Source organism: Ancylobacter sp. G4_0304, assembly GCF_047501495.1.
Lineage (GTDB): Bacteria > Pseudomonadota > Alphaproteobacteria > Rhizobiales > Xanthobacteraceae > Ancylobacter.
Map to the genome: position 1 here is coordinate 1 of NZ_JAZDRM010000002.1, position 24,151 is coordinate 24,151.

Consider the following 24,151-nt stretch of genomic DNA (forward strand, 5'->3'; position numbering starts at 1 on the left):
GCTCAATAACTCCATGTAGATCACTCCGCTGTCCCCCGCGATGCCGCGTGAGACGTGGTGAAAACATGGGTCAGTTCTCGATGGAAAAATCCGCTCCTGCCGGGTCAGATCTCAGTGGAAATCAACACCGAGGGCAATGAGGACGTCAAGCTTCGCCAAGACGCCACGCAGAGAGGTGGTGTCTGCTGTAAAGAGCCTCGTAATCAGTCGCTCTTCATCATCGGAAGCCGCCGCCTCTTCCTTCTGAGTCGCGGTGTAACCTATGGCGCGATCCGCGTCGTCCCAACGCTGCTGATGTACTCGCAGCGCTGCCCCGACTTCGTCGCGCTGGATACAAAGCGATGGCACATCGGCCGCAAGCTCATCGAACTGCCGTAGAGAGCTGACTCGCACCGGGGACGGCAGTTCGGCTGCATGAAGAAGCACCTGCGGAAAGCCTACCGCTCGCGCGAGTTCGGACTCTAGACGCTGCTGCTTCCGGCACAGGGCAAGGGTTCGTCGGTGTGCATGATGCCATGCTTTCCACGCTATGAGTGCGGCATCCGTTGTGACGGCATCCTGCGGTGCGGCTGCAGCAGAACTGTTGAAGGAAGAGCCGCCGACCGTCGCCAGGGCGGCAGCGAGAAGGTCCCTCCGGGATGGTCGGGACAGACTCATGCTAATCTCAGAATCAGCCATGATCCGAGCTCCAGACAGCTTGGGTTGTGGTCAGGCCGTTCTGAGTGGGCCAACACTCGGAACGGCCGTCTAAACGACAATCGTAACGTGGATACGATAACTCTTGCGACGGCACCCTTCAATGAATAATCGTATCACCGTTACGAAATGACACCGATTCAGTCCAGAATGGCGCGTGCGGCTCTCGGCTGGGGCACCCGTGACTTGGCGCAGAAGGCGAACGTTTCACCCGACACGATCGCGCGTCTGGAGCGCGGCGAGCGCCTCAGGGCTGCTACGGTCGCGGCCATCAGAATCACTTTTGAAGCCGCAGGGATTGAGTTCATTCCCGAGAACGGCGGCGGCGCCGGGGTGCGCTTCCAGAAGCCGGCGGCATCTGATTGACGCCCGATCTATGGCACCTCCTTGAGGGGGGCGGGGTCTTTGGCGGATAAGCTGGACCAAGCCCTGCCAATCGCGAGTTCCCTTCGGTCTCGCACGCGGCGGCCAGGAAATTTCTCAAATCAAGTCGTCGACCGTCACCGACAGAGCATCGGCGATCTTCTTAAGCGTTGTCACGGTGCCGTCGCGCTTGCCGGTTTCGATCTGCGATAGGAAAGCTTGCGCGATACCGGCTTTTTCGGCGAGTGAACTAGCGGACAGGCCACGGTGTTCCCGCCAAACGCGGATGGCATTCTCGCCGGCCACAAGTCGATCGACAATGGCGGCGGGCACGAGTTCTTCTTCACCGCTGGCGAGGCGCTCCTTAAAACGGCGCACGGTCGCGATGTCGGTGGCATCCTCAGCGGCTGCGACGAGCGCTTCATAGTCGGCCTCCGGCAGGACAACCAGACGGTCGCCGGCCGGGGTGGTGATGATCTGGGTGTTCATGGCGGCCCTCCTTGGCCTCAGTCGTAGACATTCCCGCGCGGGGCAACCCGGATGATCGAGATCACCCGCCCATCTTCAGCGAAGACGACGCGCCAGTCGCCGATCCGCAGGCGATAGATGCCCGGCTCACCCTTCAGGGCCTTGACGTTGTTCACTAGGCTCGCTGGATCGGCAGCATATTGGGCGATTTTGCCCATGATCGTTTCAGCGACGTTCCGAGGCGCCTTCCGCAGGGCGCGCAGAGCGTCTTTGCTGTAGGCGATCTCTTTCATACGCGCGACGTAGCACATTGCTATCAATTCGGCTATAGCAAAATGCTATCGAACGAAAGGTCGTATCTCCGTGCTCGCCGGGGGAATCGAACCCCGACTTTCGTCGTGAGGGGGTGGGCCAAAGCGAAAGCCGCCTTCCGTTCTTCGCCATTTTTGGTTCGCATTCCGCAGGCGTTCGTTTACGATACGAATTCGCCCATGATTGCAAGTCTATCTATTTATAATCTAAGAAATTTGAGCCTGTATTATGTTGGTATTGCTGTTGGTATCGATTTTGGACGCGGGCGGAAAGCTTAATAAATACAATGATGGCTCAACCCTATTGACCATCGAGTGGGAATGATTTTTGCCCCTCCGGCAGTATCCGATTGTACGCCGTGGTACGACATAACTAACTGAAAACACAGAATAAAACTATCACTGTCTATCGCCGTCTATCGAGGAGCAATGCTCCGATTTGACGGTATAGCGGACGGTATGGGGGAACTTGTTCGGTCGGGGATTTCTCTATACCGTCAGGGCTAAGAGAGCTGCTGACGGTATGGTTTTTGGCCGTAAATAGCGAAAAAGGCGGGAGAAAATCGCTTCCAGCGACCCCGGTTTTGACCTGACGGTATAATTGGCGCCTCTCTGCTGTTTTTGGACAGATTTGGAGGCCCTCATGCTAACCGACACGGCGATTAAGGCACTGAAACCACAGAAAAATTGTACAAGGTGAGCGATCGTGACGGTATGTACGTCGTGGTCCAGCCGTCAGGGGCCATCGTGTTCCGGTACGACTACCGACTCAACGGACGGCGCGAGACGCTGACGCTGGGTCGATATGGCCCTGACGGCCTCTCGCTAGCCAGGGCTCGCGAGAAGCTAATCGATGCGAAGCGGGCCATTTCAGAGGGGCGGTCGCCTGCTCAAGAGAAGCAGCACGACAAGCGTCGACTGAAGGAAGCGAAGCGGTTCGGCGAGTTCGGCGAAAAGTGGTTCCAGGAGTCGCGTATGGCGGACAGCACGCGGGCTATGCGGCGCTCCATCTACGAGCGAGACATTCTGCCGACATTCCGAAACAGGCTCCTGACGGAGATCACGCCGGACGATCTCCGTATGATGTGTGGGAAAGTGAAGGATCGCGGCGCTCCAGCCACGGCCGTCCATGTGCGTGATATCGTGAAGCTGATCTTTGCATTCGCCATCCTGCATGGCGAGAAGGTCGCCAACCCAGCGGATGAGGTTGGGCCTGCGTCCATCGCGACCTTCGTGCCGAAGGATCGGTCCCTATCGCCTGCGGAGATCCGCGTCATGCTCGGTCAGCTTGAGCATGTGCCGACACTGCCGACCATACGGTTGGGAATGAAGCTTTTCCTCCTGACGATGGTCAGGAAGAGCGAGCTCCAGGATGCAACTTGGGATGAGGTCGATTTCGAGAACGCCGTCTGGTCGGTACCCAAGGAAAGAATGAAGCGCTCGAAGGCACACAACGTCTACCTGTCTCAGCAGGCCGTCGACATCTTCATCGCGTTGAAAACCTGCGCCGGCAATTCGCGCTATGTCCTTCCGTCGCGATATGACGCTGACGCGCCAATGTCGCGGGCGACATTCAATCGGATCACGACCGCAGTGGTCGTTAGAGCGAAAAAGGAGGGGCTGCCACTCGAGCCCTTCACGGTTCACGATCTTCGACGCACGGGCTCGACCTTATTGAATGAGCTCGGCTTCAACAGTGACTGGATCGAGAAGTGCCTGGCGCACGAGGACGGCCGATCCTCGCGTGGTGTCTACAACAAGGCAGAGTACGAGCATCAACGCCGGCATATGACGCAAGAGTGGTCCAATCTGGTGGACGCTTGGGTCTTGGGGCGGAAGTATGTCCCGACTTTACTCCCGGCCACGATGGAGCTGCTTGAGCTCGAGCCTAGTGTTTGACGGGCCGCGAACGGCGCAATCTCACATCGGGACTGGGAGCGCGCTTAAGGGTGTTAGCTCGAGAGGCATGGCGTCGAGCGTCGAGCCAGGCTTCGACCTCTGCCAAGTCCCAGACGACGCAGCGCGAGGTGAGATAGAAGCGCTGCGGGAATTCTCCTCGCTGCTCCATGTCGTAGATCGTGCTGTCGGCAAGCGGCACGATTTCTCGTAGCTGCTGCCGGCGAATTGTCCTGCGGGCGACATGCTGCGCGGCGCTCATACCGTATCTCCACTTCTTTGCTCATGTGGAGATAGAAGGCGATAGATCTTCCGCATTGAAGCCCCCGCAGGAACATGCACCATAGATCATGAATGTGTTCATGGATGTGGTTCTTCTTCTTGATTATTCGAGGTCCGCGTCGATGCGCGTGATCAACCCGTCGGCGTTGATGGAGATATCGAGGAGGCCGATTTCGTGACCGAAATCCCCCGTGAAATCGACGCGCACACGGGCTCGGGCTTCACCGAGGCTCTCGATGGAGAGGAAGCGTGTGACCGTGTGATAGCCCGCGAAATATCGGTCGATATAGTCGCGAATTCCGGCGTGACCGTCGAAGCGGTGACCCGTCGACGGATCGTCGATTATCGCATCCGGCGTGAACAGGGTCACTGCGGCGTCGGCGTCGAAGGCGTTGGTCGCGGCGATCAGCGCATCGGCTTTCGCGCGCAAAATGGTATTGCTCATCGCATCAGCTCGCGTGCTGCCAGCTTTTGAAGACGAATTCGACGCTGTAGCCGTCGAGATCCCGGACCTGGGCCGCGTAATAGCGGGGGTCATAATGCAGCTGCGGACCGGGTGGATGGATCTCGGTGGCGCCCGCCGCCAGGGCCTGGGCGTAGGCGGCGTCCACCATGGCTTCGGAATCCGCGACGAAACCGACATGTACCGCGCCGGGCGCGGCCGTGCCCGCGCGCAGCCAGAAGAACATGCGCCCGTTGGCGCCGAAGCCCTTGAGGTCGGGGTGGCCGGGCGGTCCGTCCCGGCCGTCATAGTCCAGGCGGGCGGTGATCCCGAGGATCGGGAGCACCCGCCCGTAGAAGGCGATCGAGCGCTCGATGTCGCTGACGTTAAGGAAAATATGGTCGAGCATGTGTGAGCCTCCTTTAGATGATGTAGCCGCCGCCGATCTCGATGTTCTGGGCATTGACCCAACGGTTCTCGTCCGAGAGCAGGCTGGCGACCATGCAGCCGACGTCGTCGGGCTCCCCGACGCGACCGAGCGCGGTCTGCCCGGCAAGGAGTGCTTCGAATTCATCCGTGAGGCCGCCGCCCAGCTCGGTGCGGATCGGTCCCGGCGCGACGGAGTTGGCGCGGATGCGGCGGTCGCCAAACTCCTTGGCCATGTAGCGGGTCAGCACCTTGAGCCCGCCCTTGAAGGAGGCATAGGGCGCCACGCCAGCAGTGGCCACGCGGCTGGTCGCGCTCGTCACATTCACGATGTGGCCGCCATCGGCCATGAGGGGAAGGAGTGTCTGGGTGAGGAAGAACGGACCCTTGAGATGCACGCGGAACAGGCCGTCGAACTCGTCTTCGGTCACCGTTGCGATCGGGTTGTAGAGGCCATAGCCCGCATTGTTGACGAGGACGTCGAAGGAATTAGCGTTCCAGGTCGCCGCCAATGCTAGCCGTACCGCATCGCGAAACGCCGGGAATTCAGCGGTGCTGCTGACGTCCAGCTCCAGAGCGACGGCCTTGCCGCCGTCCGCTTCGACGGCGCTGACGAGCTTCTCGGCCGCCTGCCGGTTGCTGTTGTAGGTCAGAATGACGCCCATGCCGCGCTTGGCGCATTGGACTGCGATGCTGGCTCCAAGGCCCCGGCTTCCCCCGGTGATGATGACGATGCTCATTTGGCACTCCTTCAATCGGATGCCCAAACGATAGCCGTTATGCCGTACGTCCCGCTCTCACGATCCTCTTCGAATATTGCCTATTTCTGCTTTCCTGTTGAAGCGGAGCAGGTCGTGTGAAACAACAAATCCATGGATACACAGCTTCAAGAACTTAGACGACTGGCGTCCCAGGCGGAAAACCGCCGGACGGAAACAGGCATTCCACGCGTCGCCATGGTTCAGGGGGAGATCCCGGAGCATCAGCTCGCAGCCGTCTACGATCCGATGATCAATCTGATCCTGACCGGATCAAAGACGATGACTGTTGGCGACCGCACCTTCCGATACGATCCCGCCACCTATTTCGTGATGTCAGTGGATTTGCCGGCAGTGGGGTCCGTGCACGCCTCTGCCGTCGGAGATCCCTATCTCGCAGTGAGCTTGACACTCGAGCCCGCGATCGTTGCCAATCTGTTGGCGGATCTGCCCAAACCTGCCGGGGGCGAACTCTATAGCTCCGGCTTCTCGGTCGCGCCGGTGACACCCGAACTGCTCGACGCCTGGCTGCGAATGTTGCGCTTGATGGAACGCCCTGATGAGATTGCAGCTCTTGCTCCGGCCTACGAGCGCGAAATTCTCTTCCGGGTTTTGCAGGGGCCGCTCGGCTGGATGCTGCGGGACGTTGCGACCCCTGACACTGCTCTGTCCCGGATCGGCATCGCCATCCAGTGGATCAGGGAAAACTTCGCCAAGCCGCTACGCGTCGATGCCTTGGCGGAGATGGCCGCACTCAGTGTCTCCGCGTTCCACCGCCACTTCAAGGCGGTGACGGCGCTCAGTCCGCTGCAGTATCAGAAGCACGTACGGTTGCTGCACGCGCGATCGCTCCTCATTGCCGGCGAAGGCAATGCGACATCGGTTGCGTTTGGCGTGGGTTACGAAAGTCCGACGCAGTTCAGCCGGGAATATGCCCGGCAGTTCGGTCTGCCGCCGTCGAAAGACGCAGCGAGGCTGCGCGGCTCTGGGGACGTGCCGAGCAGCGATCACAGGTCTTCTTCAACGCCGTACCCGTAACGCCATAATCCCCGGCAACTTGGGTCATGGGTTTGGACCAAACCTGCTCGTAAAGCTCTTCCCGAGAAACTGTGTTCACCTCTCAACCTCTGTCGTCGCACCACTCGGATTTCACCTATGTCAGCACCTGGGTGGGCTTCGTCTACGCCGCCTTTGTGATCGACGCCTATGCTCGCCGCATCGTCGGCTGGCGGGTGAGCCGAACCGCTCATGCCAGCTTCGTGCTGGATGCGCTGGGGAGCGGGCCCTTCACGAGCGACGGCCCGCCCATCGCCGCGGCCTGGTGCACCATAGCGACCGCGGCTCGCAATAGGTGAGCATTCGCTACACCGAACGGCTGGCTGAGGCCGGCATCGAGCCCTCGGTCGGCAGCGTCGGTCACAGCTATGACAACGCGCTCGCCGAGACGATCAACGGCCTCTACACGGCCGAGGTCATCCATCGGCGGGGGCCCTGGCGATCCTTCGAGGCCGTCCAGTTCGCGACGCTCACCTGGGTCGACCGGTTCAACCATCGCCGGCTGCTGGAGCCCATTGGCGTTATGAGTCCGCTGCCTAAGCCTCGGAAGGGACGGCTCCCGGCAATACTGCCAGGGGCGGCCCTTTGGTGATCTTGAGCGCCTGTCCGGCCGGCGCGGCACCTCGGCGCGGCCGGTGCAGTGTCGTCCGGGTAGCCGTTTGCCACCCCCTCGAATACAGGGGCTGCAAGTATCCAGCTCGCTACCGCGGCTCACTGAGGCTGTCGGTCCACGAAATTTTGGGCTTTCGTCAACCTGCTGAAGCAGTGGGACAGGACGGGATGACCTGTGAGGGCGCGCCGCCATTGCCGCACGCAGGACGTCACGGCGTTGCGGCGGAACCCGCTCGACGACGCAACACCATCCCGCCGTGATGCAGCGTATCGAGGTTCACGAAGTCGCCATCGGCGGTGAAGCCGGTGTCGTCCCAATACTCGATATGCGTGCCGGTCACTTCATAGCGGCCTTCATAGGCCAGCTCGCGTGTGCCGCGCGCCTCGACATAGCGGCCGTTGGGCAGAAGCTGGTGGCGGACGCGGCCATCGTCGGTGACCCACATGCCGGCATAGGGATGGTTGGGCTGCAATGCGGGCTCCTCGGCATAAGCGGGCTGGCTCAAGAGTGCGGCGGTCATCACGACCGCAAAGGCGTGGCGCATGATCGGGCTCCTCGATCTCGACGTGGGTTGTCGGCCGCGAAAGCCGAACGGGGCGCCGCAGGGGTTCAGGGATCGCCGGCTCTGCGCGCACGGCGCGAGGCTTGTCGTGGCAAGGCCAGACGCTGCCGGCTATTGCGGGCGCGGCTCGTTGTTCTCGACCACCTGCTGGTAGGCGACGAGATCGAGAAACGCCTCGGCCTCGACGACCAGCCCGTCCTTCATCCGCAGCATCCAGAGGAACCGATTGCGATAGGGTGCGCCGGAGGTCGTCGTGGCCGAGCCGTCGAAGCGGATGAGCACCGTGTCTCCAACGGCGTAGATGCCGCGCACCTCCGGTACGATCGGGGTGGCGAGACGGCTGGTCAGGGGGCGCGATGCCCGTTCGACGAAGTCGTCCTGGCTACGGTATGTGCCGGCGACCGGGCCGGAGCCGTGGATCGTCCAGACGACATCGGGGGCGAGAAGCGCGCCGAAGACATAGGTGCCGCCGCGCCATTTCTCGAAGGCATCCTGAACGATGGCCCTGTTCCGACGTTCGATGGCCGTGTCATGGGTCTCCGCGCCCGGGTCGGATGCCGTGATCTCGGCATGCGCCGGAGCGATGACGGCAAGGAAGGCTGACGCGATGAGCAGCCTGTGGCCCGCGCCTGCAAGGCGGGCGTGCAATGAAAAGAGGGTCATGGGATGGTTCCTCTCGTTGGCATGTGGGGAGCCGTAAGTCTTGTGGCGTTGCGGCCGGTCAGAAGGCGGGCGGTTGCCGGTCGCTCTCCTTCGACATCAGCTGCGAAGCGCGACGGCAGCTCCGCCGAAGATGAGCTGCTGGATCAGGGGGCGCTCCACGAAGCGGGCCGGGAAGATCGGATCGGGTTCGCTGACCCGGTTCAGGCGAGCGAGCTGGTCCGCCGACAGGGCCACGTCCAGCGCGCCAAGATTTTCCTGCGCCTGGGCGAGGGTGCGTGCGCCCATGATCGGCGAGACGACCGCCGGGTTCGCGAGCGTCCATGCCAGCGCGATCTGGGAAGGCGTCGCTCCCACCTCGTCGGCCACGGCGCGCACCTCCTGCGCGATGTCGATCGAGCGCTGGTTGAGATGCCCCGACGAGGCGATGACGCCCTTGCGACTGGAAGACACTGCCGCCTCGCGTGAATCCTGAACGTCCGCAAGGGTGTATTTGCCAGCCAGCACGCCGCCGCCCAGCGGCGACCACGGGAGCACGCCGAGCCCCATCGCCGCGGCCATCGGCATGAGCTCATGCTCGACGGTGCGCTCCACCAGGCTGTATTCGATCTGGAGCGCGACGAAGGGCGACCATCCGCGCAGGTCGGCGAGGGTCTGCATTTCGGCGATCCGCCAGGCGGGCGTGTTGCAGATGCCGAGATAGAGGATCTTGCCGGACCGGACGAGGTCGTCGAGCGCCCGCATCACCTCGTCCGGCCGGGTCGTCATGTCCCATGCGTGGAGGTAGAGAAGATCGATCCGATCGGTGGCGAGCTGCCTCAGGCTTTGCTCGACCGAGCGCACCAGGTTGAGGCGATGGTTGCCGCCCGAATTGGGATTACCGGGCTCACGGGCCATGGTGAACTTCGTGGCGAGGACGAGCCGCTCCCGCTTGTCGCCGACGAACGCGCCGAGAAAGCGTTCGGCCGCCCCGTTGGTGTAGTTCACCGCGGTATCGATGAAATTACCGCCATGATCGACGTAGAGATCGAAGATGCGGCGCGCCTCGTCACTATCCGCACCCCAACCCCAATCCGATCCGAACGTCATGGTGCCGAGGCTCAACGGTGAAACACGCAAACCCGAGCGACCCAAAAGCTTGTAATCAGCGAGTGTCATGTGTCGGCCACCTCAATTTGACTGATCAAAACCTAGAGGCCTGGTGAGGAGCGGACAACTTGCCCAATGGTGACTACGCTGGTAATCACATGTTACCAATGGCAATGGATCTCACCGGAATTTCTGTCTTTCTGGTCGTCGCGGAGCGGCGGAGCTTCCGCGCGGCCGCCGAGCATCTTGGCGTGACGCGGCCGGCGGTCAGCCAGACCATCCGTCGGCTGGAAGATCGCCTTGGCGTCGCGCTGGTCCAGCGAACGACCCGAAGCGTCAGCCTGACCGAGGCCGGCGAGCAGCTTTTCCAGCGCGTGGCGCCGGCCATCGCCGAGGTCGGCCTGGCACTGGACGCCGCAGCGGATCGGGACACGGCGCCGAGCGGGCTTTTGCGGCTGGCGGTGTCCTCGATCGCGGAACGCTTCATCTCGGGGCCGCTGCTTGCGGGCTTCGCGGACGCCTATCCGGCGGTTCAGCTCGATGTGACCGTCACCGATGAGGAGTTCGACATCGTGGCGGAGGGCTATGATGCCGGGGTGCGGCTTGGCGAGGTGATCGACCAGGACATGATCGCGGTTCCCGTCTCAGGTGAGCAGCGCCAGACCGTGGTCGCGGCGCCCGCCTATATCGAACGCTTCGGTAAGCCTTCCCATCCGTCCGAGCTGGCGCAGCATCGCTGCATAGGCTGGCGTCCCGCGCCGCAAACCGCGCCTTACCGCTGGGAGTTTGGCGAGGGCGGGCGCGAGTTCGACGTCGCCGTCGATCCTGAGATCACCACCAATGACATGTGGCTGATGATCCGCACGGCCTGCGCCGGGGGTGGCATCACCTTCGGCATGGAGGAGACCTTCAGGCCCTATATCGCCGCCGGCCAGTTGGTGCCTCTCCTCGAAGACTATTGCCCGCCCTTCGCAGGCTTCTTCCTGTATTTCCCCAACCGGCGAAATCTCGCCCCAAAGCTCCGGGCGCTGGTCGACCACGTAAAGCGGTGGTCCTAGCGGCTAAGCATCTGCCTGGGGCCGCTCTAGCCTTCGACCTCTGCTGGTGCTCCGCCTTCCTCGCGCATTCAGCGGTCTTGACCCCAAATCTCCGGATTTTGTGCCAAGTTCTCGATCAGCATCTCCGTGAGTACCTGGACCTTCCGTGTGGGATGCTGACCCGGCGGGCGCACGACATAGGCGGCCCCCGGGGGAACTGGATAGCCGGTCATGATCGGGACCAGTGCGCCGGAGGCCACATATTCATAGGTGATGCAGTCCGGGAGCCACGCAATGCCGAGACCTGCCGCCGCCGCGGCGGCGAGCGCCGTCGCGCTGTCGGCCTTGAACCTGCCCTGCGGCTGGACGGTGACGATCCGGTCGCCATCCATGAACTGCCAGGCTTCCGTGCCCTGCATGAGGGCCTGGTGGTTGACGAGTTCCTCCAGCGACTCCGGCGATCCGTTCGCCGCGATATAATCCGGGCTTGCGACCAGCTTGCCATGGATCGGCCCGACCCGCTTCGCGATCAGGTTGGAGTCCTGAAGATAGGCGCCCCGGATCGCGCAATCGAAACCCTCCGCGACCAGATCGACGAAGCGATCGCTGTAGGAGGTGTGGATGTGGAGTTGCGGGTGCAGGCGCGCCATCTCGGCAACCACCGGTGCAAAGTGCGTCGGGCCAAATGTAATCGGCATGGCGATCCTCAGGCGGCCCCGCAGTGCTCCAGCGGGCTGGATCGCTTCTCGTGCGGTGTCGATCTCGGCGCTCGCCCGGGCGGCGTGATTCCTGAACGTGACGCCCGCCTCGGTAAGGGCTGCGCCGCGGGTGGTTCGCGTCAGAAGCTGGACGCCGAGTTCCGCCTCAAGCCGGAATAGCCGCCGGCTGACGATCGACTTGGATAGGCCAAGTCGGCGCGCGGCGGCCGAGACGCCCCCGGCATCGGCAACGGCGACGAAGGTCTGGAGGTCGTCGATGTCCACGTCGGCGTTCCCCGTTTTGCGACACAGCGTGCCGGACCATGGCACTATTTCATAATTTAGCGGAACGGCAGAGTGCGCTCGGCAGCGTCGCCCATCGGCGCCTGTCTCCCGTGATCTCCTTGCCGTCCATGGCGGCAGAGAAAGGAAGCCTTGATGACCTTTCGTAACGGCCTTGCGTCACTTCTTCGTCCCGAAGACTCGGTCCTCGTTCTGATCGACCATCAGCCCTACCAGCTCGCCAACCTGAACAGCCACGAGCCGCAGATGGTGATCAACAACACGGCGGGTCTGGCCAAGGCCGCGAAGGCTTTCGCGGTCCCCACGATCCTGACCACCGTGGTCGCCGAGCGTGGCGGGCTGCTGTTCCCGCAGATTACCGAGGTGTTTCCGGGCCAGGAGGTGATCGACCGCACGCTCATCAACACCTGGCAGGACCCCAAGGTGGTGGACGTGGTGAAGGCGACCGGCCGCAAGCAACTGGTCATTGCCGGCCTGTGGACCGAGGTCTGCGTCGCCATGCCGGTGATTCAGGCGCTTGGCGAGGGCTGGGACGTGACGGTGGTCACCGATGCCTCCGGCGGCGTTTCGGTCGAGGCACATGAGGTCGCCATCCAGCGCATGATCGCCGCTGGCGCGAACATGATGACGTGGGTGGCCGTGGCTGCCGAGTGGCAGCGCGACTGGGCCCGGCTCGACACGGCCGTCAAGCTGACCGATGTGCTCGTCCAGCACGGCGGCGGCAGCGGCATCGCCTATCTGTGGGAGCAGCAGCTGCTCCACACGCCGGTGCCGCGCGAAGGCTGATCGAACAGGGGGTGACGGGAACCCGTCCGAGCACGGCGGCAAGCGCCGTGCTCCTCGGGTCTGGTCATCCCGTGTCGCCCATTGACGGCGGGGCGAGCCTCCCGCGCCGCGCCGAACGGAGCAACCAAATGGAAAAGCCGGAATTCTTCGTCACCCCGGGCTATGGGGAACGCCTGCGCGACCTGCTGCACTACTCACAGGCGGTGCGGATCGGAAACCGCGTGGAGATATCGGGGCAGGGCGGCTGGAACGACGATCTGCGCATTCCCGAGGTTCTGGAGGAGGAGATCGCCCAGGCGTTCGGCAATGTGGAGCGCACGCTGGCCACGGCCGGCGCGGGCTGGGAGCATGTGGTGCACGTCAATTCCTATCACGTCGGCGGCTTTCCCCCGGAGGTGAACGAGACGATGGCGCGTCTCTACCGCCGGTACATGCCCGACCACGCGCCGATCTGGACGCAGATCGGCGTCGAGGCGCTGGGACTGCCGGCCATGCGCATCGAGATTCGCGTGACCGCCATCATCGCCTGAGCCGCACGGCGGCAGCCGCTCGAACGTGTGAACCTCGTCGAGGAAACATTTCGGCACGCCGATCGTCGATCTGCCACCGGCCTCATGGCCGGATCGCGCGTCGCAAACACGTGCGGAAGGAGAAGATGATGAAGCTTCGCAAGTTCAGCATCGACGATGCCTCGCTGGAACGCTCGCCCGGCCAGGAGGCGGATATATTCGTGGGCAATCTGGTCGACGAGCGCGACGGCGGGCCGATCACCATCGGCTATGGCCGTTACGCGCCCCACCAGAGCCTCGCCGAGACCATGGCGGTCGACGACGTCATGATCATTCTGGAGGGCAGGGTGACGGTCTCGACCGAGGCCGGGGCGGTCGTCGCCGGCCCCGGCGACATCGTCCATATGCCCACGGGCGAGTCCGTCACCATCCGCACCAACGAGGAAGGCGCGTTGACCGCCTACGTCACCTATCCGCATTGGCGGCCGGCGCACACCTAGTTCGCGGCGCTTGGCCATCGGCTCAATGGTCCTCGGGATCGGCCCGCCTGAAGCCCTCGATCCACGTACAGACCCGGTCGCTGGCCGCGCGCAGCGGCGAGTCGAGCGGCGTGTAGGCGAAATAGCTGCGCGACGGCAGCGAGATATGGGGAAAGGGCACCATCAGCCGGCCGGTGCGCAGATCGTCCTCGATCAGCGTGGACGGTGCCATTGCCACGCCGAGACCGTCCACGGCAGCCTGGATCGACAGGTAGAAGTGGTCCAGCATCAAAGCGGCGGCCGGTTCGAGAGCGCCGTGCCCGGCCTTCGCCAGCCAGTCGCGCCACAGCCGCGGCATGCTGGCGACGTGAAGCAGCGTGTGTTGCGCGAGGTCGCCTACCTCGCCCAGCGGCTGGCGGCGCAGAAGATCGGGGCTGCAGGCGGGGAGCCGCCTTTCCGGCAGCAGCAGGCGCGCCTCGAAGCCATGGAAAGCATCCGGGCCGCCGCGGATGATCAGGTCGTAATCGCCGGCCAGCCCGTCCACCGGCTCGCTGCCGGTCGTCAGCTCGATCGCGATGTCGGGATGCGCTTCGCGTAGCCGGCCGAGCTTCGGCACCAGCCAGCGCAGGCTGAAGGTGGCGAGGGCATTAACCTTGAGCACCACGGTGCCGCTGGCCTCACGGCCGTGCACCGCGCCCGCACGCGCGATACGTTCGAGCGCGGGTTGGATCTCGGCGAGCAGCGCGCGGCCCTCGGCGGTGAGGGCAACACCGTGGCTCAGGCGGCGGAACAGCGCCGGCGGGCCGAGCCATTCCTCCAGCAGCCGGATCTGCCGGCTGACCGCGCCATGGGTGACGCCGAGTTCCGCCGCCGCGTCCTTGAAGCTCGACCGGCGCGCGGCGACCTCGAAAGCCCGCACGGCATTGAGCGGCGGCAGGGGGCGATCCTTGGAGGGAGCTGTCATGTGAGTTTATCTGACGTCGAGAGGGCAAATTAGTCGTTTGCGCGCTGCATTCTAGCAGGTGCAGAGTTCTGGCGTGACAAATTCATCCCCCATCGCCTCCTCCTCCACTTCGCCGGCACTGTCCCGCCCGCCGGATACCCGCCGGCGCACGCTGGCGCTTTCCGGCCTCGCCCATGCGCTGCACGATGGCTACACCGACGCCATCTACGTGCTGCTTCCGGTGTGGCGGGCCGAATTCGGCCTCGACTATGTCGCGCTGGCGCTGTTGCGCGGTCTCTATGCCGGCGCCATGGCCTTGCTGCAGATGCCGGCGAGCTGGCTCGCCGACCGCCTCGGCGGACGGGCGGTCCTGATCTTCGGGACGGTGCTGGCCGCGGCTGGCTATGCGCTGGCCGGCTTCAGCGGCGGAGCGCTGGGACTTTGTGCGGCGCTGTTCCTCGCCGGGGCCGGCTCCAGCGTCCAGCATCCCATCGCGTCCAGCGCGGTGGCGCGCGCTTATGGATCGGCGGCACGCGGGCCGCTCGGCACCTATAATTTCAGCGGCGACCTCGGCAAGGCCATCATTCCGGCCGCGCTGTCGCTCGGCCTGTCCATCGCGCCGTGGCGCCCCTCGCTGTGGCTGCTCGCTCTCGCCGGCATGGCCGTTGCCGCATTGCTCGCGTTCTCCATGCCGAGGATCGAACCGGCGCCGCCAAGCTCCGCCGCCGTATCCGGGACGGCGCGGCGCGGTGGGCGTGGATTTCCACTGCTGCTGGCCATCGGGGTGATCGATACCGGCGTGCGCATGGGTTTCCTGACCTTCCTGCCATTCGTGCTGCAGCTGAAGGGCGCGTCGCAGCCGCTGATCGGGACGGCGCTCGCCCTCGTCTTTCTGGGCGGCGCGGCGGGCAAGCTCGCCTGCGGCTGGCTCGCCCAGCGCTGGGGCATCGTCGCGGTCACCCTGTGCACCGAGGGAATGACGGCTCTCATGATCGCCCTTGCCGCCGTCCTGCCTCTGGCACCGCTGCTGGTTCTCCTGCCACTGCTGGGGCTTACCCTGAACGGCACCTCCTCGGTCCTCTATGGCACCGTGCCGGAACTGGCGCCGGCCGACCGGACGGAGCGTGCCTTCGCCATCTTCTATACCGGCGTGATCGGCTCTGGCGCGCTGTCGCCGTTGTTGTTCGGTGTGGTCGGAGATCACGCCGGCCCCGTCGCCGCGACGCTCGGCACCGCCGCCGCGGCGCTGATCAATCTGCCGCTCGCCCTTGCCCTCGGACCGCTGCTGGCAAGACGTTGAGGCGCACCACATGGCCGCACCGCATGAGACGTCGACAAGGAAAGACATGGCAAGCGATGAGAACACCCGGTCCGGCCAGTGCCATTGCGGGGCCGTGCGCTTCAAAGTGACACTCAGCGACGGCTTCAACTCGATCCGGCGCTGCACCTGCTCGTACTGCCGCATGCGCGGCGCGGTCGTCGCGATGGCTGAAACGGGCGGTATCCGCATCCTTGAGGGCGAGGAAATGCTGACGAGCTACCGCTTCCACAGTGGAGCCGCGCAGCACTTCTTCTGCTCGCGCTGCGGGATTTACACCCACCATCAGCGACGGTCCGATCAGAGCCTGTACGCGGTCAACGTCGCCTGCCTCGACGGCGTGAGCCCGTTCGATTTCCCGGAGGTACCGGTCATGGACGGGATCAACCACACCAGCGACACCGGCAAGCCGACACGCCGGGCCGGTACCCTGCGTTTCATTCCGGCAAGCTGACCGGCCCGGATCTCCCGAGCTCCCGACAGGGGCCGTCTACGGCGCATTCTGGATCATCGATTGCGACCAGTCTTCGAGGAACCGCTTGCGGCGGGCCGCGTCCTGCACGGCCAGGAGGGTAGGGTCGACAGTGATCGGGCGGGCGATGCCCGATGTCACGACATCCGGCCCTTCGATGCCCGGCGGCGTCGAGCCGTCCAATCCGAAGAAGAAGGACTGGCTCTTGCCAACGGACTGGCCGCGCTCCGACAACAGGTAGTTGACGAAGCGGGTCGCCAGGTTCGGGTTGGGCGCGCGGACGGGCACCATGGCGCCCCGGCTGAGCACGAGCGTGTAGTCCGCCGGCATGACGATCCCGATCGGCTGGCCGCGCCGCACCCGCTCATAGGCATAGGAGCCCAGCATGTTGTAGCCGATCAGGAGCCGCCCCGCCGCGACTTCATCCAGTATCTGCGATGTGCAGCAGCGCACGACCACCTGAGCCCGCCCGAGGCTTTCCAGCAGACGGCCATAGGTCGTCGTCGTCTGCCGGGCGTCGTTGAAGGCCAGCAGATAGCCGATGCCCGACAGCCTCACATCATAGGTGCCAACCCTCCCGCGATAGCGATCGGCGTCGCGACGCAGCAGTTCGGCGAGTTCCAGATGCGTGCGCGGGACGTCGGCCGCCGATACGTTGTCGCGGTTGTAGACCATGACAATCGGCTCGAATGTGAAGCCGAACACCTCGTCGCGCCAATTTGCCCAGCGCGGGGCGCGCGCAAGGTCCGCGCCCTCGATGCGCTGGGCGCAGCCGTCATTGGCGAGCTTCACCAGCTGGTCCACCGACGACGACAGCAGGACGTCTCCAAGCGAGCCTCCGTCCGCACATATTCGGGCCGCTGTGGAGAACAGGTCGTTGGTCACATATTCGACGATCTCCACGAGCGTTCCCGGCGAGAGCTGCTGGAAGTCCCGGATCAGCGGCTCAAGGGCGTAAAGGTCGGTTGCGGCATGGATCGACAGGGTGTCGACCTGCGTGGTGAGCGCCGGAAACCGCGTCATGGTCTGGGCCTGTACGGCGGGTGTCGGAAAAAGCACGAGGCCGAGCCAGCAGCCAAGCAGAGCAAAACCTTTCATGCGACCTCCTGCTCCTTCTTTGCCAGCGACATCACCACGACGAAGCCGAAGCTGCCTTTCTCGATGAAGGACAGCGTGCCGCCATGAGCGGCCAGCACTTCGGCCGTGATCGAAAGACCGAGCCCCGATCCCTTTCCGTCGGACGACGGCGCGCCGAAACGTTGAACAACCCGCGACCATTGTCCCGTCGGGATGCCGGGGCCGTCATCCTCGACCTCCACCACCGCCCGGTCCGAGCGTTTGAGCAGCCGAACGGTGATCCGGGACGGAGCGCCATGGCGGACGGCGTTGTCGAGGATGTTCTTGACCGCCTCCGCGAGATTGACCGGATCGCCGCTGACGATCAGCGGTTCGGGCGGCGCGTGCAGGGTGACCAGAATATCCCGCTCCAGCGTGTCGGGGATCGCCTCGTCGAGCGCCCGCCGCGTCAGCTCGGTGAGGTCGACCGGCGAATTGGCGACCGCGCGTTCGCGGTGCGCCACCATGGCGTGGCTCAGCAATTGATTGGCAAGGCGCGATAATTGCCGCGTGCGCACCCGGATGCGATCGAGGTGCTTGCGCGCAGAGGGCGGTACCTCGTCAGTCGACAGCAGATCGACCTGGGCGTCCAGCGCGGCGAGCGGCGTGCGCAGCTGATGCGCGGCGTCGGCGATGAACTGCTGCATCAGCTCGACGCGCCCCCGCAACCGCTCGATGAAACCGTTGATCTCGGCGACGAAGGGCGCGAGTTCCCGCGGCGTGGAGACGTCGACAAGCGTCAGGTCCAGCGGATCGCGCTGCCGGATCGCGGTTTCCAGCCGGCCGATCGGCGCCAGCGCACGGCGTACCGCGAAAATCGTTCCGCCTGTGGCGATGGCGCCCATGGCGCCGACGAGGATCAAGGAACGCAGGGTCAGCTCGCGCGCAAGCGCACGGCGCGCCTCGACGGTCTGGGCCACGATGACGACCGCGTCGCCGCGCATCTGGGGGTCGTCGAAGCGGCGTGACACCCGCGCCACCCGCACGATCTCGCCGTCGAACTCCGCATTCTCGACGATCGCTCGGCCGGGCCCCGCGGTCTCCGCAGCCGGATCGTCGAGGTTCTCATAGCCGGTCATCGTCTGCCCGGCGGGATCCAGCACGCGATAGAAGATGCGGTCGCGGTCCGACAGGGCCAGAAGTTCAAAGGCGGAGACGGGAAGCTCGATCTCGGGTTGGCCGTCCTGGATCTGGATCGCATCTGCGATCTGATAGGCGGCGCCGAGCAGCAACCGGTCATAGGCCTCGTCCGCCGCCTGGCGGGCCGAGTACCACGCGGCGGTCATCAGCACCGCTGCGCCGAACGCCAGCACCAGCGACATGAGCGCGAACAGGCGGACGAACAGCGAAGGCTCACGCCGGGCCATCGATCACCATCTGATAGCCGAAGCCCCGCACGGTGACGATCTGGGCGCGCGCGCCGTCGATCTTGCGGCGCAGGCGGCCGATATAAAGCTCGACCGCATTCGGCGCCGGGGCTTCGTCATGACCGAACATGCGGTCGAGCAGTTCGTCCTTGCCGAAGACGCGCCCCGGCCGGGAGGACAGGATTTCGAGCAGCGTGAGCTCGCGCCGCTTGAGATGCACCTCGCAGTCGCCCACCCGGACCATCCGCGTCAGCCGGTCGATGCTGATGTCGCCACAACGCAGCACATTGGTTGCCTCGCCGCTGTTGCGGCGCATGAGCGCGCGGACACGGGCTTCGAGTTCGCGGAAGTCGAACGGCTTCACGAGATAGTCGTCGGCCCCGATGTCGAGGGCATCCACGCGATCTTCCACGCGCGATCGAGCGGTGAGGATCAGCACGGGCGTGGTCGATCCCCGCGCCCTCAGTCGCGAGAGGATGCTGAAACCATCCATGCCGGGCAGCATGACGTCGAGAATGACGAGGTCATAGCTGGTGGCGCCCAGCACCTCCATGCCGGCGGAGCCGTCCAGTTCCCAGTCGACGGCGTGGCCGATCCGGCTGAGGCGACCGACAATCGCCTCGCCGACGTCCTTCGTGTCCTCGACCAGCAAAATTCTCATCGGATTCCCGAGGCTGCGCGCCTGCTGCCAAGACAGCTGTATGACAGGAATGCCCTCTAGCAAAGCATCCTCAAGCACTGCGCAGACGGTGCGGAAACAGATGGAGAAACGTCCGGCAGAAAGTCCGCCTTCGTCGGTCGGCCGCCGCTCAGCTCCGCACTCTATCCATCTGCGCCGAACCGTGACGCAGGCACGATGCTGCAAGAAACCCCCGGAGGGACAAGCCTATGAACGCCATTTTCAAGAAATTCGCTTTGGTCGGCGTGGTGAGCGCCATGCTCACCGGCGGCGCTTCCGCGCTCCCGCAGAAGACCGAATGCCTTGCGGGCGCCAAGCCCGGCGGCGGCTTCGACGTGACCTGCCGCCTCGCCGCCAACTCGCTGCTGGCCGCCAAGCTGATCGAAACGCCGATGGTCGTCACCTATATGGAAGGTGGTGTCGGCGCCATCGCCTATAACCACGTCGTCGGCAAGAGGGCCGCCGACCCCAGCCTCATCGTCGCGGCGTCCACGGGTTCGGCGCTGTTGCTGGCTCAGGGCAAGTTCGGCAGCTACGACGAAAACGCCGTGCGCTGGATCGGCGCGCTGGGCGCGGATTACGGCGTCATCGTCGTCGGTGCCGACTCGCCCTACAAGACGCTGAAGGAGCTCTCGGACGCGTATGCCGCCAATCCGAGCCAGTTTCCGATCGGCGGCGGTGGCGCCGTCGGTAGCCAGGACTGGATGAAGGCCGCCCTTATTGCCAAGGGCGCGGGCCAGGACCCCAAGAAGATGCGCTATGTGGCGCTTGAAGGCGGCGGCGCCGTGCTGACCTCGCTGGAAGGCGGGCACATCAAGATCGGCGCTGGCGATGCGTCGGAAATGGTGAAGCACCATCTGGCCGGCAAGGTCCGCATCCTCGCCGTCATGTCGCCCGAGCGTCTCACCGGCGATCTCGCCAATATCCCGACCACCCGCGAGCAGGGCTATGATTTCGACTGGGTGATCTGGCGCGGCTACTACACCGGCGCCAAGGTCAGCGACGCGGATTACGCCGCGTGGGTGGACACCTTCAAGAAGCTGGTCGAGACGCCCGAATTCAAGTCGGAGCTCGCGGCTCGCGGCCTGTTCCCCTACACCGCCATCGGCGCCGATTTCGAGGCCAAGGTGAAGGGCGACGTCCAGCGCTTCAAGACGCTGGCGAAGGAAGCCGGCCTCTGATCCCAACAGACAAGACCCGCGGCCGCGCCCTGAGCGGGGCCGCGGGGGTTCTCTCGTCAGGAAACGCCCCATGGACGCCCATCAACATCCGGCTCAGCACAGGCTGAGCAATCGGATCGCCGCGATCATCCTGCTGCTGTTCAGCCTGCTGTATGGCTACGCCGGCTCCGTGATCGAATTCTCGTTCTCGTCGGATCCGCTTGGGCCACGGGTGTTCCCGGTCCTGCTCGCGGCGATCCTGGGGCTGCTGTCGCTGATCTACCTCTTCGTGCCGGGCGAGGGCGAAACCTGGCCGCAGGGCACGGTGCTGATGCGCTGCATCGCGCTTCCCGCCCTCGTGCTCATCGCCGCGCTGCTGTTCGAGCCGATCGGCTTCGCCGGCTCGATGTTCGTCATGACGACGGGTGTCGCCCGCATCTTCGGCGCCTCGTGGAAGGCGTCCCTCATTGGCGGATTCATCCAGGCAGCCCTTTGGTACGTCATCTTCGGCTACCTGCTTGAGGTCTATCTGCCGGTTGGCGAACTCTTCGTCACATCGCGCCGGGGCTAGAACATCATGAATTTGGATTATCTCTGGACTGGCTTTGCCGTCGCTCTCTCCTGGCAGAACCTGCTCATCGGCCTGATCGGCTGCTTCCTCGGCACGATCATCGGTGCGCTCCCGGCCATCGGCCCGATCAACGGCATCGCGCTGCTGCTGCCGATCGCCTACACGCTCGGCCTGCCGCCGGAGAGCACGATGATCCTGCTCGCCGCGATCTATTCCGGATCGGAATATGGCGGGCGCATCTCCTCGATCCTGCTCAATGTTCCCGGCGACGCCGGCGCGGTGATGACCGCGCTCGACGGCAACCCGCTGGCCCGTCAGGGCCGCGCCGGCGAGGCGCTGATGATCAGCGGCCTGTCCTCTTTCGTCGGCGGCATCATCGGCGTCCTGGGATTGACCCTGTTCGCGCCCTTCCTCGCCAGTCTCGCCATCGGCTTCGGCCCGGCGGAGTATTTCGTATTGATGGTCTTCGCCTTCGCCACGCTGGGCTCCATGGTCGGCAGCCAGCCGGTGAAGACGATGATCGGCTGCGTGCTCGGCCTGATGCTGGCAACCGTCGGCCTCGACCCGACGTCGGGCGCCTATCGCTTCACCTTCGACAGCCCCGAGCTTGGCGACGGCATCGACTTCGTGGTGCTGGTGATCGGCCTGTTCTCGATCTCCGAAGCCATGCTGATGCTGGAGAGCCACGCCACCGGCGCCTCGATCATCGGCAAGGTGGGACGTACCTTCGTGCGGTGGAAGGACATCGTCCTGACGATCGGCGCGACCCTGCGCGGCTCGATCATCGGCTTTGTCGTCGGTGTCCTGCCCGGCACCGGTGCCTCGGTGGCCAGCGCCGTGTCCTACACGCTTGAGAAGCGCGTCTCCGACCGCGAGGGCACTTTCGGCAAGGGCGACATGCGCGGCCTTGCGTCGCCGGAAGCCGCCAACAATTCCTGCGCCGCCGGCGCCTTCGTGCCGATGCTCACGCTGGGCGTGCCCGGCAGCGGCACCACGGCGGTCATGCTCGGCGCGCTGATGCTGTACAACATCCAGCCCGGCCCGCAGCTCTTCGCGGAGCGCCCGGAGATCGTCGGCGGCCTGATCGCCTCGCTCTATATCGGCAACGTGCTGCTGCTGCTGCTCAACATCCCGTTCGTCGGCATCTTCTCCCGCCTTCTGCTGCTGCCGAACTGGATCCTCGTGCCGGGTATTCTCGTGCTCTCGGTGGTGGGCGTCTATTCGACCCATGCCAGCGTGGAATCGATCATTCTCATGCTCGGTATCGGCTGCCTTGGCTGGGTACTTCGCAAGCTTGGCTTCGACATGGCGCCGATCATCCTCGGCTTCGTGCTCGGCAAGGTGATGGAAGTGAACCTGCGCAACGCGCTCGCCATCAGCGGCGGTGAGCTCAGCATCCTGTTCCAGAGCAATATCTCGCTCATTCTGTGGGTGCTGGCCGTCTTCGTCGCGGTGGGGCCGTGGGCGCTGCAGCGCTGGTCGCGCCGCGGCAGGTCGCCGGGCATGGTCGAATGAGGTTCCGGCAGAACGCGGACGGTTCCATCTGATCCGGGCGGGCTGGTCGATTGACCGGCCCGCAGATCGTTTGGTCGACCGGAACGGGCGTTCGACTTCGTTTTCGGGCGCGTGCCTTCCGCCGAATGGCTTGTCGTTGCTGAAGCCGGATCGCGTCAGATCGCTCTGGAGAGACTCGGCGCGGCGGCATCCTGCGCCAGCACGGCCTCGACGTCGGCACAGTGCGGCAGGTCGGCGCCCCGGCGGGTAATGGTCACCGAGGCGGCCGCCGTGGCATAGGCGAGCAGGTCGCCGAGCGCCTCGCGGTCGAGCGCGGCGATGGCGGCCTCGTCGAGCCGGCCGGTGGCGGCAAGTCGGGCGAGCAAGGCAGCGTGGAACGTGTCGCCGGCGCCGACGGTGTCGCGCACGCTCACCTTGCGGCCCGGCACCTCGACCGCGCCCGTGGCACCGAACGCCACTGCGCCTTCGGCGCCGCGGGTGATCACCACCAGCCGGGCGCCGTAGCCGAGCCAGTAGGCGGCGACATCGGCGAGCGAGGCATCCGCGCCGAACGCGGCGTGCACGTCCTCGTCGCTCGCCTTGACGATGGTGGCGCAGCGGTAGAAGCGCGCGGCGGCGGCACTCCAGCGCTTCATGTCGGAGACCACGGTCGGCCGCACATTGGGATCGACACTGATCACCCGGCGTCCCTTCTCGCGCTCGGCCAGCATGGCGTAGGCGGAGCCGACCGGCTCCACCACCATGGTGTAGGAGCCGAAGGTGAGGGCGCGCACCTCGTCCGGCAGATGGTCCGGCAGGTCCTCCGCGGCCAGCGAGCGGTCGGCGGCCAACTCGCCGTGGAAGGAGTAGCGCGGCTGCCCGTCCGGGGCGGTGGCGATGGCCGAGAGGGTGGAGAGCCGGTCGGTGCGCACGATGAAGCGGGTGTCGACGCCCTCGCGCTCAAGAATGTCGGCGAGCAGCACGCCGAAGCGGTCGCGCGAGATGCCGCCGAGGAAGGCGGAGCGCGCGCCCAGCCGGGCGAGGCCGATGGCGACGTTGAAGGGTGAGCCGCCGGCAACCGCGCGGGCCGGCATCTCCGTGCCCTCCGGCGGGCCGACGAACAGGTCGATCAGCGCTTCCCCGCAGACCAGGATCATGAGGCGTTCCCTTCGGGCTGAATCACGCCCTTGCGCAGGATGATGTTTCCGTAGAGCCGCCGCTCGCCTGAGGCGATGATGGCATAGGCGGCGCGCACCCGGTCGTAGAACGGCTCGCCGGGGATCGGCACCAGCGCGAAGCCGGGCTCGCGACGGGCGATCACCTCGGTAAACTCGGCAAACACCGGCTCCATTCGCCCGCAATCGCCAAAGGCGCAGGGGCGAAAGGCGGCGTCCTCGACCGCGGCATCGAGCGGCATCAGCGAGAGCAAGGCGTCGAGGATCGCCGGCGCGGAGTGCCCGTCCATGCGGACGAGGCGCCGGGCATGGGCGTCGGCCGGGTAATTGGCGTCGACGATGGCGATCTCGTCGCCATGGCCCATGGCCCGGAGCGTCTTCAGCAGATCCGGGCCGATCAGCGGGTCGATCCCCTTGAGCAT

General features: G+C 64.9%; 28 protein-coding genes and 2 pseudogenes. 13 read left to right on the forward strand and 17 right to left on the reverse strand.

Features of this window, described 5'->3' with window-relative positions; translation table 11 throughout:
* Positions 1-111: 111 nt before the first annotated feature.
* Positions 112-678, reverse strand: a complete 567-nt coding sequence (locus VRZ77_RS01230; protein ID WP_414590895.1) for a hypothetical protein — start codon at positions 676-678, stop codon at positions 112-114.
* Between the two features lie 147 nt (positions 679-825).
* On the opposite strand from VRZ77_RS01230, the gene VRZ77_RS01235 reads away from it, so the two are divergent.
* Positions 826-1,062: a helix-turn-helix domain-containing protein gene (locus tag VRZ77_RS01235; RefSeq protein WP_414590896.1), complete on the forward strand. Its 237-nt coding sequence runs from the start codon at positions 826-828 to the stop codon at positions 1,060-1,062.
* A 114-nt stretch (positions 1,063-1,176) separates the two neighbouring features.
* Here VRZ77_RS01235 and VRZ77_RS01240 read toward each other — a convergent pair whose 3' ends face one another.
* Together VRZ77_RS01240 and VRZ77_RS01245 are read right to left on the reverse strand one after the other, a co-directional pair.
* Positions 1,177-1,548 (reverse strand): helix-turn-helix domain-containing protein, encoded by a 372-nt coding sequence (locus VRZ77_RS01240; RefSeq protein ID WP_414590897.1) that lies wholly within the window; start codon positions 1,546-1,548, stop codon positions 1,177-1,179.
* Between the two features lie 17 nt (positions 1,549-1,565).
* Positions 1,566-1,820, reverse strand: coding sequence for a type II toxin-antitoxin system RelE family toxin (locus tag VRZ77_RS01245; protein WP_414590898.1), 255 nt, complete (start codon positions 1,818-1,820; stop codon positions 1,566-1,568).
* 661 nt (positions 1,821-2,481) lie between these two features.
* On the opposite strand from VRZ77_RS01245, the pseudogene VRZ77_RS01250 reads away from it, so the two are divergent.
* Positions 2,482-3,737, forward strand: a pseudogene (locus tag VRZ77_RS01250) (tyrosine-type recombinase/integrase).
* On the opposite strand, the gene VRZ77_RS01255 reads toward VRZ77_RS01250, so the two are convergent.
* The 4 genes from VRZ77_RS01255 to VRZ77_RS01270 all read right to left on the reverse strand — a co-directional run bounded on the left by VRZ77_RS01255 (position 3,727) and on the right by VRZ77_RS01270 (position 5,624).
* Complete coding sequence (locus VRZ77_RS01255; RefSeq protein WP_414590899.1) at positions 3,727-3,996, reverse strand: helix-turn-helix transcriptional regulator; 270 nt, start codon at positions 3,994-3,996, stop codon at positions 3,727-3,729. The pseudogene VRZ77_RS01250 and the gene VRZ77_RS01255 overlap by 11 nt on opposite strands.
* A 123-nt stretch (positions 3,997-4,119) precedes the next feature.
* Positions 4,120-4,446 (reverse strand): nuclear transport factor 2 family protein, encoded by a 327-nt coding sequence (locus tag VRZ77_RS01260; protein ID WP_414590900.1) that lies wholly within the window; start codon positions 4,444-4,446, stop codon positions 4,120-4,122.
* Positions 4,447-4,465: 19 nt separating this feature from the next.
* Positions 4,466-4,867: a VOC family protein gene (locus tag VRZ77_RS01265; RefSeq protein WP_414590901.1), complete on the reverse strand. Its 402-nt coding sequence runs from the start codon at positions 4,865-4,867 to the stop codon at positions 4,466-4,468.
* A 13-nt stretch (positions 4,868-4,880) separates the two neighbouring features.
* Positions 4,881-5,624: an SDR family NAD(P)-dependent oxidoreductase gene (locus VRZ77_RS01270; RefSeq protein ID WP_414590902.1), complete on the reverse strand. Its 744-nt coding sequence runs from the start codon at positions 5,622-5,624 to the stop codon at positions 4,881-4,883.
* Positions 5,625-5,756: 132 nt separating this feature from the next.
* Between VRZ77_RS01270 and VRZ77_RS01275 the strand changes: the two genes are divergently transcribed.
* Both VRZ77_RS01275 and VRZ77_RS01280 read left to right on the forward strand, forming a co-directional pair.
* Positions 5,757-6,680: an AraC family transcriptional regulator N-terminal domain-containing protein gene (locus tag VRZ77_RS01275; protein ID WP_414590903.1), complete on the forward strand. Its 924-nt coding sequence runs from the start codon at positions 5,757-5,759 to the stop codon at positions 6,678-6,680.
* Between the two features lie 104 nt (positions 6,681-6,784).
* Positions 6,785-7,290: pseudogene (locus VRZ77_RS01280) on the forward strand (DDE-type integrase/transposase/recombinase); the annotation flags it as partial.
* Positions 7,291-7,519: 229 nt separating this feature from the next.
* Here the strand turns inward: VRZ77_RS01280 and VRZ77_RS01285 are convergent.
* The 3 genes from VRZ77_RS01285 to VRZ77_RS01295 all read right to left on the reverse strand — a co-directional run bounded on the left by VRZ77_RS01285 (position 7,520) and on the right by VRZ77_RS01295 (position 9,691).
* Positions 7,520-7,855 (reverse strand): Atu4866 domain-containing protein, encoded by a 336-nt coding sequence (locus VRZ77_RS01285; protein ID WP_414590904.1) that lies wholly within the window; start codon positions 7,853-7,855, stop codon positions 7,520-7,522.
* A 129-nt stretch (positions 7,856-7,984) separates the two neighbouring features.
* A complete protein-coding gene (locus tag VRZ77_RS01290) occupies positions 7,985-8,536 on the reverse strand; it encodes a nuclear transport factor 2 family protein (RefSeq protein WP_414590905.1) in 552 nt (183 codons plus the stop codon).
* Positions 8,537-8,632: 96 nt separating this feature from the next.
* Complete coding sequence (locus tag VRZ77_RS01295) at positions 8,633-9,691, reverse strand: aldo/keto reductase (RefSeq protein WP_414590906.1); 1,059 nt, start codon at positions 9,689-9,691, stop codon at positions 8,633-8,635.
* Between the two features lie 98 nt (positions 9,692-9,789).
* Here VRZ77_RS01295 and VRZ77_RS01300 point away from each other — a divergent pair, with 98 nt between their 5' ends.
* Positions 9,790-10,680, forward strand: a complete 891-nt coding sequence (locus VRZ77_RS01300) for a LysR family transcriptional regulator (protein ID WP_414590907.1) — start codon at positions 9,790-9,792, stop codon at positions 10,678-10,680.
* A gap of 68 nt (positions 10,681-10,748) precedes the next feature.
* Here VRZ77_RS01300 and VRZ77_RS01305 read toward each other — a convergent pair whose 3' ends face one another.
* Positions 10,749-11,642 (reverse strand): LysR family transcriptional regulator, encoded by an 894-nt coding sequence (locus VRZ77_RS01305; RefSeq protein WP_414590908.1) that lies wholly within the window; start codon positions 11,640-11,642, stop codon positions 10,749-10,751.
* A gap of 153 nt (positions 11,643-11,795) precedes the next feature.
* Here VRZ77_RS01305 and VRZ77_RS01310 point away from each other — a divergent pair, with 153 nt between their 5' ends.
* From VRZ77_RS01310 to VRZ77_RS01320, 3 genes are all read left to right on the forward strand, one after another.
* Positions 11,796-12,446: a hydrolase gene (locus VRZ77_RS01310; RefSeq protein WP_414590909.1), complete on the forward strand. Its 651-nt coding sequence runs from the start codon at positions 11,796-11,798 to the stop codon at positions 12,444-12,446.
* Between the two features lie 128 nt (positions 12,447-12,574).
* On the forward strand, positions 12,575-12,976 hold the full coding sequence (locus VRZ77_RS01315; RefSeq protein ID WP_414590910.1) for a RidA family protein: 402 nt from the start codon (positions 12,575-12,577) through the stop codon (positions 12,974-12,976).
* Positions 12,977-13,104: 128 nt separating this feature from the next.
* Positions 13,105-13,455, forward strand: coding sequence for an ethanolamine utilization protein (locus tag VRZ77_RS01320; protein WP_414590911.1), 351 nt, complete (start codon positions 13,105-13,107; stop codon positions 13,453-13,455).
* A 22-nt stretch (positions 13,456-13,477) separates the two neighbouring features.
* On the opposite strand, the gene VRZ77_RS01325 is transcribed toward VRZ77_RS01320, so the two are convergent.
* Positions 13,478-14,398 (reverse strand): LysR substrate-binding domain-containing protein, encoded by a 921-nt coding sequence (locus tag VRZ77_RS01325; protein WP_414590912.1) that lies wholly within the window; start codon positions 14,396-14,398, stop codon positions 13,478-13,480.
* A gap of 73 nt (positions 14,399-14,471) precedes the next feature.
* On the opposite strand from VRZ77_RS01325, the gene VRZ77_RS01330 reads away from it, so the two are divergent.
* Both VRZ77_RS01330 and VRZ77_RS01335 read left to right on the forward strand, forming a co-directional pair.
* Positions 14,472-15,677 carry an MFS transporter gene (locus VRZ77_RS01330; RefSeq protein ID WP_414590913.1) on the forward strand — a complete coding sequence of 402 codons (1,206 nt, stop codon included), beginning with the start codon at positions 14,472-14,474 and terminating at the stop codon, positions 15,675-15,677.
* 46 nt (positions 15,678-15,723) lie between these two features.
* Positions 15,724-16,149 carry a GFA family protein gene (locus tag VRZ77_RS01335; protein WP_414590914.1) on the forward strand — a complete coding sequence of 142 codons (426 nt, stop codon included), beginning with the start codon at positions 15,724-15,726 and terminating at the stop codon, positions 16,147-16,149.
* A gap of 36 nt (positions 16,150-16,185) precedes the next feature.
* Here the strand turns inward: VRZ77_RS01335 and VRZ77_RS01340 are convergent, their stop codons facing one another.
* The 3 genes from VRZ77_RS01340 to VRZ77_RS01350 are packed head-to-tail and all read right to left on the reverse strand — an operon-like array spanning position 16,186 to position 19,311.
* Positions 16,186-17,265: an ABC transporter substrate-binding protein gene (locus VRZ77_RS01340; RefSeq protein ID WP_414590915.1), complete on the reverse strand. Its 1,080-nt coding sequence runs from the start codon at positions 17,263-17,265 to the stop codon at positions 16,186-16,188.
* Complete coding sequence (locus VRZ77_RS01345) at positions 17,262-18,650, reverse strand: sensor histidine kinase (RefSeq protein ID WP_414590916.1); 1,389 nt, start codon at positions 18,648-18,650, stop codon at positions 17,262-17,264. The genes VRZ77_RS01340 and VRZ77_RS01345 overlap by 4 nt, the downstream gene beginning before the upstream one ends.
* Complete coding sequence (locus VRZ77_RS01350; RefSeq protein WP_414591098.1) at positions 18,637-19,311, reverse strand: response regulator transcription factor; 675 nt, start codon at positions 19,309-19,311, stop codon at positions 18,637-18,639. The genes VRZ77_RS01345 and VRZ77_RS01350 overlap by 14 nt, the downstream gene beginning before the upstream one ends.
* 227 nt (positions 19,312-19,538) lie before the next feature.
* On the opposite strand from VRZ77_RS01350, the gene VRZ77_RS01355 reads away from it, so the two are divergent.
* The 3 genes from VRZ77_RS01355 to VRZ77_RS01365 all read left to right on the forward strand — a co-directional run bounded on the left by VRZ77_RS01355 (position 19,539) and on the right by VRZ77_RS01365 (position 22,575).
* Positions 19,539-20,510, forward strand: coding sequence for a Bug family tripartite tricarboxylate transporter substrate binding protein (locus tag VRZ77_RS01355; protein ID WP_414590917.1), 972 nt, complete (start codon positions 19,539-19,541; stop codon positions 20,508-20,510).
* 70 nt (positions 20,511-20,580) lie between these two features.
* Complete coding sequence (locus VRZ77_RS01360) at positions 20,581-21,060, forward strand: tripartite tricarboxylate transporter TctB family protein (protein ID WP_414590918.1); 480 nt, start codon at positions 20,581-20,583, stop codon at positions 21,058-21,060.
* A gap of 6 nt (positions 21,061-21,066) precedes the next feature.
* Positions 21,067-22,575 carry a tripartite tricarboxylate transporter permease gene (locus VRZ77_RS01365; protein WP_414590919.1) on the forward strand — a complete coding sequence of 503 codons (1,509 nt, stop codon included), beginning with the start codon at positions 21,067-21,069 and terminating at the stop codon, positions 22,573-22,575.
* Positions 22,576-22,730: 155 nt separating this feature from the next.
* Here VRZ77_RS01365 and VRZ77_RS01370 read toward each other — a convergent pair whose 3' ends face one another.
* Positions 22,731-23,711, reverse strand: a complete 981-nt coding sequence (locus VRZ77_RS01370) for a carbohydrate kinase family protein (RefSeq protein WP_414590920.1) — start codon at positions 23,709-23,711, stop codon at positions 22,731-22,733.
* On the reverse strand, positions 23,708-24,151 hold the full coding sequence (locus tag VRZ77_RS01375) for an RbsD/FucU family protein (protein ID WP_414590921.1): 444 nt from the start codon (positions 24,149-24,151) through the stop codon (positions 23,708-23,710). Before VRZ77_RS01375 ends, VRZ77_RS01370 begins: the two co-directional genes overlap by 4 nt.

Excerpts from the sequence above, each read along its gene's own strand:
- VRZ77_RS01340 (WP_414590915.1), bottom strand. The coding sequence starts at position 17,265 with ATGAAAGGTTTTGCTCTGCTTGGCTGCTGGCTCGGCCTCGTGCTTTTT.
- VRZ77_RS01240 (WP_414590897.1), bottom strand. The coding sequence starts at position 1,548 with ATGAACACCCAGATCATCACCACCCCGGCCGGCGACCGTCTGGTTGTC.
- VRZ77_RS01255 (WP_414590899.1), bottom strand. The coding sequence starts at position 3,996 with ATGAGCGCCGCGCAGCATGTCGCCCGCAGGACAATTCGCCGGCAGCAG.
- VRZ77_RS01355 (WP_414590917.1), top strand. The coding sequence starts at position 19,539 with ATGAACGCCATTTTCAAGAAATTCGCTTTGGTCGGCGTGGTGAGCGCC.
- VRZ77_RS01335 (WP_414590914.1), top strand. The coding sequence starts at position 15,724 with ATGGCAAGCGATGAGAACACCCGGTCCGGCCAGTGCCATTGCGGGGCC.
- VRZ77_RS01310 (WP_414590909.1), top strand. The coding sequence starts at position 11,796 with ATGACCTTTCGTAACGGCCTTGCGTCACTTCTTCGTCCCGAAGACTCG.
- VRZ77_RS01270 (WP_414590902.1), bottom strand. The coding sequence starts at position 5,624 with ATGAGCATCGTCATCATCACCGGGGGAAGCCGGGGCCTTGGAGCCAGC.
- VRZ77_RS01245 (WP_414590898.1), bottom strand. The coding sequence starts at position 1,820 with ATGAAAGAGATCGCCTACAGCAAAGACGCTCTGCGCGCCCTGCGGAAG.
- VRZ77_RS01325 (WP_414590912.1), bottom strand. The coding sequence starts at position 14,398 with ATGACAGCTCCCTCCAAGGATCGCCCCCTGCCGCCGCTCAATGCCGTG.
- VRZ77_RS01230 (WP_414590895.1), bottom strand. The coding sequence starts at position 678 with ATGGCTGATTCTGAGATTAGCATGAGTCTGTCCCGACCATCCCGGAGG.
- VRZ77_RS01375 (WP_414590921.1), bottom strand. The coding sequence starts at position 24,151 with ATGCTCAAGGGGATCGACCCGCTGATCGGCCCGGATCTGCTGAAGACG.
- VRZ77_RS01365 (WP_414590919.1), top strand. The coding sequence starts at position 21,067 with ATGAATTTGGATTATCTCTGGACTGGCTTTGCCGTCGCTCTCTCCTGG.
- VRZ77_RS01265 (WP_414590901.1), bottom strand. The coding sequence starts at position 4,867 with ATGCTCGACCATATTTTCCTTAACGTCAGCGACATCGAGCGCTCGATC.
- VRZ77_RS01360 (WP_414590918.1), top strand. The coding sequence starts at position 20,581 with ATGGACGCCCATCAACATCCGGCTCAGCACAGGCTGAGCAATCGGATC.
- VRZ77_RS01350 (WP_414591098.1), bottom strand. The coding sequence starts at position 19,311 with ATGAGAATTTTGCTGGTCGAGGACACGAAGGACGTCGGCGAGGCGATT.
- VRZ77_RS01320 (WP_414590911.1), top strand. The coding sequence starts at position 13,105 with ATGAAGCTTCGCAAGTTCAGCATCGACGATGCCTCGCTGGAACGCTCG.
- VRZ77_RS01370 (WP_414590920.1), bottom strand. The coding sequence starts at position 23,711 with ATGATCCTGGTCTGCGGGGAAGCGCTGATCGACCTGTTCGTCGGCCCG.
- VRZ77_RS01290 (WP_414590905.1), bottom strand. The coding sequence starts at position 8,536 with ATGACCCTCTTTTCATTGCACGCCCGCCTTGCAGGCGCGGGCCACAGG.
- VRZ77_RS01235 (WP_414590896.1), top strand. The coding sequence starts at position 826 with ATGACACCGATTCAGTCCAGAATGGCGCGTGCGGCTCTCGGCTGGGGC.
- VRZ77_RS01345 (WP_414590916.1), bottom strand. The coding sequence starts at position 18,650 with ATGGCCCGGCGTGAGCCTTCGCTGTTCGTCCGCCTGTTCGCGCTCATG.
- VRZ77_RS01295 (WP_414590906.1), bottom strand. The coding sequence starts at position 9,691 with ATGACACTCGCTGATTACAAGCTTTTGGGTCGCTCGGGTTTGCGTGTT.
- VRZ77_RS01275 (WP_414590903.1), top strand. The coding sequence starts at position 5,757 with ATGGATACACAGCTTCAAGAACTTAGACGACTGGCGTCCCAGGCGGAA.
- VRZ77_RS01285 (WP_414590904.1), bottom strand. The coding sequence starts at position 7,855 with ATGCGCCACGCCTTTGCGGTCGTGATGACCGCCGCACTCTTGAGCCAG.
- VRZ77_RS01300 (WP_414590907.1), top strand. The coding sequence starts at position 9,790 with ATGGCAATGGATCTCACCGGAATTTCTGTCTTTCTGGTCGTCGCGGAG.
- VRZ77_RS01315 (WP_414590910.1), top strand. The coding sequence starts at position 12,575 with ATGGAAAAGCCGGAATTCTTCGTCACCCCGGGCTATGGGGAACGCCTG.